Here is a 13,697-nt window from a genome sequence, read left to right as displayed (position 1 = left end):
GGCGCGTGCAGGTTACATATTATATCGAATTGCGCAGTTTTTGAACGCTATCAAACAGCAACAGAGCCTTAGCATCTCTTTCGATAATGCCTACATAATGTTCATAATCCGAGCATAGCTCGTCATAAGATATGATCAATTCAATTCCATTTTCCAGCCATGAACCAGTTTTCCAAAAATCTTCAATATTACTATCACAAATAAAAAACAGTTCTGACGGCATCCATTTGGGGAACTTATTATGACCCGATTGGATAAGATAGCTCAACTTTCCTCCAAATAACACTATCCCATAAACTTTATATTCAATATCATGAGAAATTTCATCTTGGCGAAAAATCTCCATTTCTAATTCCGTGGGATTGTGTTTTCGCTTCACTTTCATAAATGTCTCACTTTGGTTTGAAGTCAGTGAATCGCCCATTTGGCAAGGCTACGTAGTGAACCTCAACACCGTTAATGTTCTGCCGCATTTTCTGCGATCCGGGCGGAAATCGACCATCCCCCATTTGCAACGGTACGGGCGTGCCAAAAGAAGGCATGGCCATAGCTTGCTGGACGGCGTAGTGTTCGCGCAAATCTGCAGGAGCGCGCCCTGTTCGAGGATAGGGAGTAATCCAAAAGCTCGTAGGGCAGTACCCCTGAGAGTGAGCGAACTGATATATGATGTTTAGCTGTTCTACCGGGCTTGGCAAACCAGAATTAGGATTCCTAATGACAGGAGGTCGTGGTTGAGGCTGCCTTACGCGAGGTCGGGTGAATCCACCTTCGGCAAGAGGGTTTCGCCCAATTGGACTCAGCCCAGGCCGCCGGATTGGTGCGCGGGGAATTTGGATAGAGACAGTCTGGAGCCCATGCGGATCGCCGCCAGCTAATGGATTCGCCCCCGCATAGACATAAGGATTGCGATCCCCCTCCAGCCCGATCGGATCGGCCTGGACATACCGCCCGAGCGTCGGGTCATAATCGCGGTAATAGTTGTAATAGAGGTCGGCATGCTGCTCGACCTGCCCCGGGAACCCGATGCGCGCGAAGCCGGTCGGGGTGACGATGGCGCCGCTCGCGTCGGTCGTCACCACCGGGGTGCCGAGGTGGTTGCCCTGAACCCAGTGGAGCTTGCTTGTGCCGCCGTCGGGCACCGCGACCGCGAGCGGCATGTAACCGCCCAGCCCATCGTCGCCGCCGAACGCGGTGCCGTCGCCTACCTCGGGCAGCAGCCAGATATATTCGGCGCGAAGATCCGATGTGGTCGCGCCATATTCGCCGACGATGCGGTGGCCCGCGTCATAGGCAAAGCGTCGCGCCTCGACTGCACTACCGCCGAGCGTCGTCGTCAGGCCGACGCGCTCGTCGAACCCGTTGTACAGCATCGCCTGCGTCTCGGCGCCGGCGCGCGCATAGCTCGCCAGCCGCGCATGACCGTCATAGGCGAGCGTAACCCCAGCGCCCGCCGGGCGCGTGTCGGCGGTGAGGTTGCCGCGCGCGTCGTGCGTGAAGCTGCGTGTCCCCGCGGCATGCACCACCGACGTCAGCCGGTTCGTCCCGCTGGCGATCGCATGCACGTCGCTCTGCGCCGGGCTGGCGTCGTCGGCGTTCACCCGCCGCTCGACGCGCAGCAGATTGCCGTTCTTGTCGTGGACATAATCCTCGCGCGCAAAGCCGCTGGTGCCGCCGTCGACCCGGTTCAACCGGTCGACGCTGTCATAGCCAAAGCCGCGGCTGTTCGCCGGGGTCACATGGTCGGTGATCGAGGTGATATTGTCGTCACCGTCATAGCCGTAGCTGAGGTGCCAGACGTCAGCGCCAGCCGCGGTGGTGAGCCGCTTCGACGCCAACCGACGGTCGCTCCCCCAATCCTGCGCCAGCTTCAGACCATTGCCGAAATCCGCCGACAGCATCGGGCCAAAGGGCTCATAGGCGATGTTGGTCGCGAGCACCGTCCACGCCGACCCGCTGGTAGCCCGCGTTTTCACTTCGATCACCCGGCCCTTGGCATCGCGGCTGTAGGCGACGTCGCGTCCGCTCGGATAGCGGACCTGAATGATGCGATCGGCCAGGTCGTGGGTCCACGTCATCGCACCAACCGGCTGCACGCGGTCGGTCAGATTGCCGCGGTGGTCGTAGCCGAAGCTGGTCGTGCCGCTGGCGTCGGTCATGCTGGCGAGACGCCCGACGCAATGGCAATTCGCCACGCCGCCGCTGTCGTAGGCAAAGGTGACGGTCTCCGACGCGGGACGTCCCACCGGCGTCTTGCTCGTCACGCGCCCGAGAATGTCGCGTGTGTAATCGATGCGCTGACCGCGACCGTCGATCGCCGCCGTCAGGTCGCCGGCGGCATCATAGTAATAAATGCTTGTACCGCGGTCGGGGCTGGTTTCCTGAATGATCTCGCCAAAACCGTTGCGCACGAAGTTGGTCTGGACATTCACCGCATCGGTAAAGCGCGTCGGTTCGTCCTTGGCATTATAGAGCGTCGCGGTCGTGCCGGTATCGGGCGCCACCGTCGATGTCAGGCGATTGAGCGGGTCGAATGCCATGTCGGTCGCATGGCTGCGCGGCGATGTCGTGCGGACGGGATTGCCATTCTTGTCATATTGCCAAGCCGTCGTGCGCCCGGGTCCGAGCGTTTCGGTGAGCATGCGGCCGATGCTGTCAAAGGTGCGCGCGATCGTGCTGCGCACCGCGCCGTCGGCGCGCTTGATCTTCTGTTCGGTCACATTGCCCATCGCATCATGCGCGAAACTCTGCTTCTCGCCATCGGGAGCGGCAATCTCGAGCAACCGGCCCGCCAGGTCGTATACAAAGCTGAGCTTCTCGGTCGCTGGCGCAATTATACCCGTGACGCGGCCTTCAATGTCGTATTCGTAGGTTGTCGTGGCGTCCAGCGCCGCGGTCGTCGGATGCCTGACCGTGCTCGTCAGCAGGCGGCCCAATGCATCATAGGTGAAAAGCGTCTGAATGCCATTGACGTCGGTCACCGATGCCGGGCGGCCGTTCGCATCATGGCCTGCAAAGGTCGTGACGTGGTTCAGGCCATTGGTGACGGTTAGCAGATTCCCGGCGCTGTCGTAAGCGAAGCTGCTGATGTCGTCCTGCACGCCGACCGCCGCGCGGGGTCCATTGATCGCGGTCAGTCGCCCGCCAGCCCCCCAGCTGTAAGTTTCGGTGCGCGTCTGCCCGGTCGTCGCATAGGGTAGGCTGTGCGTCGTCGTGTCGGTCAGGGTGCGCGTCAAAAGTTCGCCCGTCGCGCCATAGGTCATTTCGGTGCGAAGGCCGGGTACGTCGATACGCGTCGGCAAGTCCAGCGTAGCATGCCACTGAAAATTGGTCGTGCGACCGACACTCGTCCAAGGCGCCTCTATGATCTCATTTGGTCGTCGAGTCTGATAGTCGTTGGCAAATTCGGTCACTGTTCCACGCGGGTCGATCGACTTATTGCGGATGATCGACACGTCTTCCCGCGTGGTGATGTAAAGTCGGTGCTCATGTGTTTCGACGTCGGCTTCTACCGTTGCCGTCGCCAATCCTTCGCGTTTGCCAAGGACCGAGGGTATGGCTCGCGACACCAGCCCATCAATTCGATCAAACCGATAAACCTCCTCGCGCCCGAGCGGGTTTGTCACGAGTCGATAGCGATGTTGATCAGGCTGTTCGGTGTAGTCGATTTCTACCCGGCCGACGCCGCCGACGCGTTCGCTACTCTTTACCAAACCATAAGCGTGATATTCATAGGTCGAGAGGCGCTGGCCATTCTGGTCTTTGATCCCGGTGAGGGCGTAGGGCTGGTCGCTATTCTCATACAGATATTCACGCGCCCAGATTTCCACATGCGCCGAGTCACGGCGACTGACGCGCGTCAATCGGTCATCTCTGCCGACCCGAGCCGTCGATGACGTATCACCATAAGTATAGATCAACTTCTCACCTCCCGGCAGAGCGACCTCGGTGATGACCTTCGATACCCTCGGCATATTCCCATAGATGACAAAATTCGAACCCGTCCCGCCGCCGACCAGCGGGAAGGTATAGACACTCTTTGCCTTTGCCTCCGCCCAAGTCAGGGTCATCTCTCGACCGAAATTGTCTCGGATCTTCGTCGGAAACTCTCCAACGTCATCGTAATCGAAGTATCGCGTATAACCGCCAGGCAGAACTTGCTGGATGGGAATCAGGCTGCGTTCGCGGAGCACCGGGGACCAATTGTCGGCGCGGCGATAGAGCGTGTAGCTTCCATCGGATTCAGTGAGCTTGAACTCCGCAGAGCCGCTTGGGCCAGCCGCTGCGGCCTCGAAATAGGCTTTGCGAGACGCCGGCGGCGGTGCCACCATTTCGAGTTGTCGTCGCCCGTTTGCATCGGCAACATAAGCCCAGCTGGTCGCGTCCCAAAAATTCCAGACCTTGAAATAGTCTATCCCGCCAGATGGCGTCAAATATTCGATCTTGTCGAACCGATTATGGTTACTCTCAAATACTGTGAGACGGCCCGGCAATATGCCATGCCAATTCGGACCAAAACCCGGAAGTGACGTCGACGATATGCGCGACAGACTGTGCTGGCGGCTTCTATATTGGCGAAAGACTCCAAACTGGCCGTCAGCGGTTTGGAAATCGAGTTCCGATTCGATTTTGGCCCCGGTCGCAAGGGAAACCGGGTTTCCGACCAGCGGATTGGCGCCCAAAGAAACAGGCTGACTGTCTTCGGTACAGTCACATTCGGGATTGGTGTCAGTGAGGCGGCGGCAGATGCCCGTGCGCGTCAGGTGATAGGGATCCGGACAGTATAGGATTGTCATTGCAGGTAGGACGGTGCTTGCTTCGGGCGGGCCGCCAAATTGCCGTGCCAGCCATCTGCAATAGAAAGCGTGAGGCGCCGCAAATTCGGGCGGTTGGTAGGTCGCGCCGGGGTTGTAGATTTCATGCTGTTTTCGGCAAGCAGCGTCAGGCGTGGGGAAGGTCTCGCTCGTCCCGACGGTGCCCCATGTCGCCGATGGCGCGACCGCAGGCTCACTACCCGGCATGACGGTTTGAGCGTAAGAATTCGAATGTGTCGCAAGATATAGCATGCAGAAAGCCACAACGCATGCCAAGCGGCGCAGGAGCCTAGAGGGCTCCTTGCTTGCGAATTGTACGTTCAACGTCTTGCTCCCGCGATTGTTAGCGCACCAAATCCTGAAAATTGGTTGCTATCCGCAAGAAGCATTTCCGATAATTTCGGTCAATTATACTTTGATATAAACCACCAATATGGAACCTTTCTCGTTCAACTAAGAAATTTGATTGAGTAATTGTTGCAAGTTGCGACCGGTCAGTCATTTATTGCGTGCTATCACAACCCCGTCTCGCGATCGAACAATCTCCGCTCATCGGAACGTAAGCGGTTGATGAAGCCTGAACCTTGTAGTCGATCTGACACTCGATTTTCAGCGAAGCGACCAAGCCCTAAGCCCCCACCTTTGTGCGAACGATTCATGAAGGCGGCTAAGCGAGCGTCGTTGATGGGGTATTTGTCGGCACGATTCCAATAGAGGGGTGAAATAATCCTAATATCAAATGCTTATCGTCAATTTCGTTTCCGTAGGGGTCACCAGCCCGCCACCATGTCTTGTGGGCCGACAGCAGCTGTATCAGCGCAGCCAACCGGCGGCCGCCGCCAGCTCGCGGATTTCGGTGCAATGGCGCTGGCGCTGCTCGGGGCCCAGCGTCGGCAGGATGCGGGCATAGCCGCGCAGCTGAAGCGCGATCAGTTCGGGCGTAAGGTCGGGAAGCTTGGCCGCGAGAAGCGCCCGGATTGCCGGTTCGTCGACGCGAAACCCGCACAGCTGCTGCGACGCGATGGCGACGGTTGTGCCGTTGAGGATCGCGTCCTCGCTGTAACGTGCCGGCGCTTCCGCCGCGACCGGCGGGGCCGACACGATGGCAAGGGCGGCCATCAGGCGAAAGGGAGCGCTAGCTATCATCATCATGTCATCGTTCCCTGTGCGTGCGGACGCCGCAAGACCGGCCATGCACCAGTGCATTTCCAGCCGTTCCGCACGGGCTCGACCCGATCGCGCGAATTTGCTCGACAATTGCGCGGCAATTAATCTTATCTTGAAATGCCGCGACTAATGGCAAACCGCTGATAAACCGAAAGATCGCTCATGACTGCGCGCCTGTTCCTGCTCATTCTCGCCAGCGTCAGCCTGTCGGCGCTCGCACAGCTGGCGCTGAAAGTCGGGACCACGTCCGCCGCTAGCGGGCGATCGGCGGGAATCGGCGGCGAAATTGGCGGGCTGGTGCAATCGCCGATGATCCTGCTCGGGCTCTGCCTTTATGGTGTCGGCGCGCTGCTCTGGTTGTTCGTGCTGGGGCGTGCACCGCTGTCTTTGGCCTACCCGTTCGTCGGGATCGGCTTCATTCTGACGATGCTCGCCGGTGCCTGGTGGCTGGACGAAAGCCTGAGCGCCGCGCGCATTGCCGGAACGCTGATGATCGCCGCGGGCTGCGTGCTCGTCGCGCGGTCCGCATAATTCCTTGCCACGGCGCTCAGACACCGCCCGATGACCGCGCCCGCACCCGCCGTGAACCCTTCGTCATCGGGGCTTTCGCCGCGGACGCGCGCGATCCTGCTCGTCACGATCATGCTGGTCGCGGTCGGGCTGCGAGTGGCCGCTGCGTGGGCCTTGCAGCATCCGCTCGAAAGCGACGCGCTTGCCTATTTCACGATGGCCGAAGGCTTGGCGGAACGCGGCGAGCTCGCCGACCATTATGGCCAGCACGCCTTTTACAGCGCGGGTTATCCGCTGCTGCTCGCGCCCGTGTTCCTGATCGTGGGAAGTTCGGTGGGGGCGGCCGTTGCGGTCAATATGCTGTTGTGCGCCGCGAGTATCTGGCTGATCTACCGGCTCGGCTTGGCACTATCCGCCCGCCGCGAAGCGGGGCTGCTCGCCGCCGCCGCCTATGCGCTCTGGCTGCCCGGGCTGTGGAATGCGACGATGCTGGCGAAGGAGAATCTGACCACGCCGCTACTGCTGGGCATCGCGCTGTGCGCGATCGCGATCGCGCGCAACCAGCGCCCGATGGTCGCGGCATCGGTGGCCGGTCTATTGTGGGGCGCCGCGCTGATCACCGGCGGGTCGGCGCTGCTGCTCTGTCTTGGCGTCGCCGCCGCGCTGTTGCTGCTGTGGCGCGCGCGCCGCAGATTTGCGCCGGCCTTTGCCGCGGGGCTATGCTTCGTCGCCGGGGCCGCGTTGCTGATGGCGCCGTGGCTTTATACGACGAACCAGATGGTCGGTCGCCCGGTGCTGACCACCAACGCCGCCTTCAACCTGTATCTGGGCAACAATCCGGCCGCGACGGGCCGCTTTGTCAGCATCGCCGACACGCCGCTGGGCAAGGACTGGAACGCGACGCGCATGGAGCTGGGCGAGGTCGGCAACGCCGACCGCCTGCAAGCCGAAGCGCTTGGCTGGATCGCCGCGAACCCCGACACAGCGGCGCAGCTCGCGGCGCTCAAACTCCTCTATTTCTGGCAACCCAATCTCCCCGACGAGGGCGAGATGGCGGCGTCGAAAGCGGTCGCCGCGATCCGGCTGGTCGAGGTCGGGCAATATGGCCTGATCCTGCTGCTCGGGCTGTTCGCCTTCGCCTCGCGGCGGATCGCGCCCGACGCCAAATGGATTTTTGCGGCGATGATCGCGGGCTTCTGGCTGATCCACGCCGCCGCCTATATCATCGTCCGGTATCGGGATCCGGTGATTCCGCTGTTGATCGTTCTGGCGGCGGTTCCGATCGCAGCGTGGATCGAGCGGCTTTTTGCGCGAAGGGGATCGCCCGATGCCGCCTGAGCAGCCCCTCCGCTCCGACAAGCCGGTGCCGCTGTTCGTCGACGTCGACGGGACGCTGGTGCGCGCCGATCTTTCGCTCGAAAGCTTTGTGCGGATCGCCCGGTCGGGCATTGCCGCGCTGATCGCGGTACTGACGTGGCTGATCGCGGGCCGCGCGGTCGCCAAGACGTTGGCGGCGCGGCGCGACCGCGTCGATCCGGCGCGCCTGCCCTATCGTCCCGAAGTGCTCCGCCTGATCGACGAGGCAAAGGCCGACGGGCGCCCGGTGATCCTCGCAAGCGCCAGCCACTGGCGGCACATCCGCGGCATCGCTGATCATCTGGGGCTTGCCGAACCGGTGATCGCGACACGCGGCCGGTCCAATCTGAAAGGTCCGGCGAAACTCGCCGCGATCCGCGCGCGGATCGGCGCCGACTCGCCGTTCGACTATGTCGGCGACAGCCGCGCCGATACGTGCCTGTGGCGCGAGGCGCGGCACGGCTGGTCGGTCGGCCATGTTCCGGCAGGGTCGACGGTCGCACGGCTCGGCGACCCGCGCCCCGGCGCCGCGCGGACGATCGTCAAGGCGATGCGGCCGCACCAATGGGCCAAGAACGCGCTGGTGATCGTTCCCGCGATGACATCGGGGCAGTTCACAAACCCCGCGGTGCTGCTGACCGCGGTGGCGGCGGCGCTGCTGATGTCGCTGATCGCCTCGTCGATTTATTTGCTGAACGACCTGCTCGACATCGACGCCGACCGCGCGCATCGCAGCAAATGGAAACGGCCGCTGGCGCACGGCGATCTGACGATCCCGGCGGCGCTGGGGCTGTCGTTGCTGCTGGCGGCAATCGGCCTGATCGGCGGCTGGTGGCTCGGCGGTGCCGAACTCATGCTCTGGTTCGTCGCCTATATGGCGATCACGACCGCTTATTCGTTCCGGCTGAAGGCGGTGATGGTCGGCGACGCGATCGTGCTTGCGTCGCTGTACACGATCCGCATCTGGATCGGCGCGATCGCGATCGGCGTGGCGCTGAGCTTCTGGCTGCTGCTGTTTTCGGTCTTCCTGTTCCTCAGCCTCGCCTATCTGAAGCGTTATGTCGAAATGCGCGACGCGATCGAGCCCGAGCGCCTGCTGAGCGGGCGGGGTTATGTCGGCGGCGACCTCGATGTCGTGATGATGTCGGGTATTTCGGCCGGGATGGTCGCGATCCTCGTGCTGGCGCTCTTTGCCCATGATCCGGCGACCGCGGCCAATTATGCGCAGCCGCAAATGCTGTGGCTGCTCTGCCTGCCGCTTCTCTATTGGCTGAACCGTATCTGGATCATGGCGCGGCGCGGCGAGGTCGAGGGCGATCCGGTCGCCTTTGCGATCAAGGACCGGCGCAGCCTGCTCGTCGGCGCGGTGACCGCCGGCATCTTCATGGTCGCGCTTTACGGACCTGCGGCGGTTCAACTGATCACCGGCTGATCGTACCGGTCGCCGCAAGCAGCGCGCGATTGCTCCGGAACGGCGCCGTCGCCGATCGATAGGTGCTGGCCGCGCCCGCTCGGCGGGGGCAGCAGGATCGGGTGAGCGATATTGCGGGCCATATCCACCTGATCCTGCCCGATCCCGCCGAGCGCGCGGCCTGTTTTCGCGCGCTGGCGGCAGGGGGCGACCGCGTTGTCCGCTGCTTTGCCAACGCCGATGACTGGCTGGAGGGTGACGGCGACCATGACGGCGCCATCCTGCTCTTTCGCTGGCACCAGCCCGGGCGGGTCAGCGGCGCGGCGTTGCTCGAACGGATCGCGGGGCGCGGCGATCTGGCGGTCTTTGTTGCCGCCGAGCAGCTGAGCATCGCCGAATCGCGCGCGATCCTGCGCGGCGGCGCGCGCAACCTGCTTGCGGCGCCGCTCGACCCGCGCATCGTGCGCCGGGTCATCGACGCGGCGGCTGGCGACTGGCAGGCGCGACAAGCGGCGCTGCATCGGCGCCGCGAGGCAGAGGCGCGGCTGGCGGCGCTGACCCCGCGCGAGCGCAGCATATTGGACGCGATCGCTGCGGGGCTCGGCAACAAGGCGATCGCGCGGCAGCTCGATCTCAGCCCGCGCACCGTCGAGGTTCATCGCGCCAAGATCATGCGCCGCGCCGGGGCCGACAGCGTCGCCGAACTGCTGCGCTGGCAATTCATCGCCGAACAGGCGCGCGGCGCGGCGGTCAATCCGGTCCATTCTGGTGCATGATCGCCGCGGCAAGCGGCCAGCCGCGCGCCGTCCCGCCTATAAGGCACATGAACGGCGCACCGCTCTTGAGTTGGTCCCCATGGGCGCTGCCGTTCACCCGCGCGCGGTCCACCCCACCTGACCGCGCGCGACCGACAGGGTCGGCAGGGGAATGTTCCTTCCCTTGCCGACCCTATTCGTTTCCCATGCAACGTCAGCCGGTGACGAGCGCGCGCTGTTCGGGACGGCCCATCGACAGCAGGATCGGGTCCGATGCCTGCCGCGCCATGAAATCACCCTTGCCCGCGATCCCCTGCCAGGTGATGCCGATCAGCGATTGCGCGATCGCGCCGCCCAGCGTGTCGCCGGGGCCGGGCAGGATGATGACGTCGGGGGCAAATTCGCGGGCCGCAACCTGCACCGACAGCGCGAAGTCGTAGGGCGCGAGGATCTGGTGGCCAAAGGTGTAATCCCACACCGCCGCCGGATCGCTGGCAAAGCGGCGCCAGACATGGCCGCGACCATCGACCATCGGGATCGTCGGCGCGCCGAACAGCGCGGGCGGCAGTTCGGCCTTCGCCTTGTCCGCGCTGCCGAACATCAGCGGGGTGTGGAACGGGCCATGGCCGGCAAGGCGTAGCGGGTCGCGCCCCGGCGTCGGCGGCGCTTCGGCGAGGAGCGCGGCGAGGCCCGCTTCGTCGCCCGCAAAGACGAGCATCCCGGCAAGATCGATCGACAGCGCGAGGGCGTGGCCGGGCCGCGCGGCGATGGCATCGACCAGATCGAACAGGGTTTCGCGCAAGCCCGGAACCGGGCGCCAATCCTCATCGACGACTTGCAGCAATATCTGCCCGCCCGGGCCGTGCGTCTGGCTGTTGAGGCCCATCGCATTGCTGATCCGGAAGCCATCCGCGACCGACACTGCACCGCCGAGCGCCAATGCGCTGTACCAGCCCATCGAATTGCCTGCGACCGCGATGACGTCATATTTTTCGCGGTCGATGCTGAGATAATCGAGCGCGGTCGCGGTGTAGATCAAGGGTGCTGCAACGTCGCCGCGCATGTGGGTGGCGACGCTGAAGCGATCGGCGCCGTCGAGTTCGGTGACGGTCGGCTGGCTGCGGTCCCGGCGCTGCGCGTCGAAATTCGCGATCAGCTCGGCGAAGCGCGCGCCGTGGAAACGCGCGATGCTGCCGAGTTCGCCCTTGCCATAGGTGCCGCGGCCGGGGGCGACGACGAGCGCGGTTTTGCGCGCGCTGCTCATCTCCGTCCCCTCATCCGTTCGTGCTGAGCTTGTCGAAGCACTGTTTTTCCTTCTGCGTCGTCAAAGATAAGAACGGCCCTTCGACAAGCTCAGGGCAAACGGTTTTGTTATCAGCCCTTGGCGAGCAGCTCCTTCGCCGCCGCGACGATGCTGTCGCGGCTGGGCAGGGTCAGCGTTGCGGCCTTGCCGAGCGGAATGAAACTGTCGTCGGCGGCGATCCGCGCGAGCTTCTTGTCCGGCGTGCGCTCGACAAAGGTCGCCATCAGCGCCTCGCTTTGCGACCCCGTGATGCGGCATTCGTCAACGATCAGGACGCGCTTGGCATCGCCGACCGCGGCGACGAGCTTGTCTTCGTCGACCGGACCGAGCCAGCGCAGGTCGATGACGCGCGCTTTCACCCCGTCGGCGGCGAGCAGCTTTTCGGCCTGGCGCGAGAGGTAGTAGCCATTGCCATAGGTGACGATCGCGAGGTCGCTGCCGTCGCCGTGGACGCCCACGTCGCCGAAAGCGATCGGCGCAGCGGCCCCGGGCGCCTCATAAACGCTCGTCCACAGCCCATCGCCCTCCTCGTGGAGATCGCGGGTCATGTAGAGCGCGATCGGCTCGACGAAAACGACGACGCGCTGTTCCTCGCGCGCGAGCCGCACGCATTCGCGCAGCATCGCGACCGCGTCACGCCCGTTCGACGGCACCGCGAGGATGACGCCCGGAATGTCGCGGAACACCGCGAGGCTGTTGTCGTTGTGGAAATGGCCGCCGAAACCCTTCTGATAGCCGAGCCCCGCGATGCGGATGACCATCGGGTTGGTATATTGGCCGTTCGAGAAGAAGCTCAAGGTCGCCGCCTCGCCACGGATCTGGTCCTCGGCATTATGGACATAGGCGAGAAACTGGATCTCGGGCATCGGGACAAAGCCGTTGTGCGCCATGCCGATCGCGAGCCCGAGGATCGCCTGTTCGTCGAGCAAGGTGTTGATCACGCGCGCTGAGCCAAAGCGCTGGTGGAGCTTCGCGGTGACATTATAGACCCCGCCCTTCGGCCCGACATCCTCGCCCATTACGGCAATTTCGGGATAGGCGAGCATCAGGTCGGCGAGCGCCCAGCTCAAGAGCCGCGCCATATGTTGCGGCTTGTCCATCGCGCCCGCATCGCTGCCGAACATCGCGGTGCGGTCCTCGTCCGAGGGGGTGTTCGCGCGGGCAAGCTCGCGGCTGGGCGGCACGATGCTCTGCATCACATGCGCGGGGGTGGTGATCTTGGGGCGCAGGATCGCGGCCTCGGCCTGCCGCGCCAGCGTCGCGCCGATGTCTTCATAGACGTCGGCGATCTCGGCGGGGGTCATCCACCCCTGCTCGGCCATCAGCGCCGCGCCCGCGAGCAGCGGGTCGCGCGCCTCGTCGGCCTCGATCAGCGCCTTGGGCAGATAGGCGCCCTGCACGTCCGACCCGGCGTGGCCGTAGAGCCGCACCGTCGCCATGTGGAGGAACACCGGCTTGCGATAGCGCCGCGCATAGTCGGCGGCTTCGCACGCCCCGGCATAGGCCGAGGCGAGGTCGCTGCCGTCGCACTGGATATAGTGCAGCCCGGCGCGGTGACGGAACTGCGCCTCGATCCAACCCGTGGGCGTGCGCGTCGAAATGCCGATGCCATTGTCTTCGCAGAGGAAGATCAGCGGCATGGGCGAGCCCTGGAACGCCGCCCAGCCCGCGGTATTGAACGCGCCCTGCGCGGTCGAATGATTCGCCGACGCGTCGCCAAAGCTGGTCAGGACCACCGCGTCGTCGGGGAGCGCCAGCCCGTCCATGCCGAGCCGCCGCGCGATGCCGATCGAAAAAGCCGCGCCGACGGCTTTCGGCAGGTGCGAGGCGATCGTCGAGGTTTGCGGCGGGATATTGAGCGGTTTCGATCCGATCACCTTGTGGCGGCCTCCCGAAATCGGGTCTTCGCTAGACGCGGCGAAGCTCAGCAGCATATCCCACGTCGGGGTTCCACCCGGCAACTGGCGCGCGCGGTGGAGCTGGAAAGCGTTCGAGCGGTAATGGAGGAACGCCATGTCGGTGACGCGCAGCGCCGCGGCGACCGCGGCATTGCCCTCATGCCCCGACGATCCGATCGTGTAGAAGCCCTCGCCGCGCGCCTGCAGGTGGCGCGACAGGCGGTCCATCTGGCGGCTGGTGAGCTGCGACAGGAAAATGTCGGTCGCGTCGGCGCGCGACAGTCCGATCGCGGCGGGATCGGGCGCATCGGCGCGGCCCGGCAAGCGGCCGGTCGCCAACGCGGCGAGGAATTTTTCATGTACTGCCTGCGCCGCGTCCACTAAAATTCCTCCCGTTCGGCCTCGCCCATTCTGGCGGCTGGTTACGCCCGCAACCATCGGACCCATGCGGCAGCGCGCTATAACGGGGCAGTCGCCTGTGCAAGC

Annotated in this window: 9 protein-coding genes; 4 read left to right on the top strand and 5 right to left on the bottom strand. The window is 63.7% G+C overall.

Annotated features, from left to right (window positions below):
* Positions 1-19: 19 nt before the first annotated feature.
* The 3 genes from G9408_RS15650 to G9408_RS15640 all read right to left on the bottom strand — a co-directional run bounded on the left by G9408_RS15650 (position 20) and on the right by G9408_RS15640 (position 5,963).
* Positions 20-424, bottom strand: coding sequence for a hypothetical protein (locus G9408_RS15650; RefSeq protein ID WP_168454846.1), 405 nt, complete (start codon positions 422-424; stop codon positions 20-22).
* Positions 393-4,067, bottom strand: coding sequence for an RHS repeat protein (locus tag G9408_RS15645; protein ID WP_168454845.1), 3,675 nt, complete (start codon positions 4,065-4,067; stop codon positions 393-395). The genes G9408_RS15650 and G9408_RS15645 overlap by 32 nt, the downstream gene beginning before the upstream one ends.
* Positions 4,068-5,624: 1,557 nt before the next feature.
* Positions 5,625-5,963, bottom strand: coding sequence for a hypothetical protein (locus G9408_RS15640; protein WP_168454844.1), 339 nt, complete (start codon positions 5,961-5,963; stop codon positions 5,625-5,627).
* Positions 5,964-6,140: 177 nt separating this feature from the next.
* On the opposite strand from G9408_RS15640, the gene G9408_RS15635 reads away from it, so the two are divergent.
* From G9408_RS15635 to G9408_RS15620, 4 genes are all read left to right on the top strand, one after another.
* Positions 6,141-6,509, top strand: coding sequence for a DMT family transporter (locus G9408_RS15635; protein ID WP_120217798.1), 369 nt, complete (start codon positions 6,141-6,143; stop codon positions 6,507-6,509).
* A gap of 30 nt (positions 6,510-6,539) precedes the next feature.
* Positions 6,540-7,826 (top strand): glycosyltransferase family 39 protein, encoded by a 1,287-nt coding sequence (locus tag G9408_RS15630; RefSeq protein WP_168454843.1) that lies wholly within the window; start codon positions 6,540-6,542, stop codon positions 7,824-7,826.
* The gene (locus G9408_RS15625; protein WP_168454842.1) at positions 7,816-9,276 is read left to right on the top strand and encodes a UbiA family prenyltransferase; all 1,461 of its coding nucleotides are present in this window, start codon (positions 7,816-7,818) and stop codon (positions 9,274-9,276) included. The genes G9408_RS15630 and G9408_RS15625 overlap by 11 nt, the downstream gene beginning before the upstream one ends.
* Before the next feature lie 101 nt (positions 9,277-9,377).
* Positions 9,378-10,031 carry a response regulator transcription factor gene (locus G9408_RS15620; protein WP_328804485.1) on the top strand — a complete coding sequence of 218 codons (654 nt, stop codon included), beginning with the start codon at positions 9,378-9,380 and terminating at the stop codon, positions 10,029-10,031.
* Positions 10,032-10,224: 193 nt separating this feature from the next.
* On the opposite strand, the gene G9408_RS15615 is transcribed toward G9408_RS15620, so the two are convergent.
* A complete protein-coding gene (locus tag G9408_RS15615; protein ID WP_168454841.1) occupies positions 10,225-11,274 on the bottom strand; it encodes an ACP S-malonyltransferase in 1,050 nt (349 codons plus the stop codon).
* A 110-nt stretch (positions 11,275-11,384) separates the two neighbouring features.
* Positions 11,385-13,592, bottom strand: a complete 2,208-nt coding sequence (locus G9408_RS15610; protein ID WP_168454840.1) for a dehydrogenase E1 component subunit alpha/beta — start codon at positions 13,590-13,592, stop codon at positions 11,385-11,387.
* Positions 13,593-13,697 lie beyond the last annotated feature (105 nt).

It is taken from the genome of Sphingopyxis microcysteis, from assembly GCF_012274265.1.
Classification (GTDB): Bacteria; Pseudomonadota; Alphaproteobacteria; order Sphingomonadales; family Sphingomonadaceae; genus Sphingopyxis; species Sphingopyxis microcysteis.
Note: the sequence above shows the minus strand (reverse complement) of the source record. Positions and strands in the feature narration are given on the sequence as shown.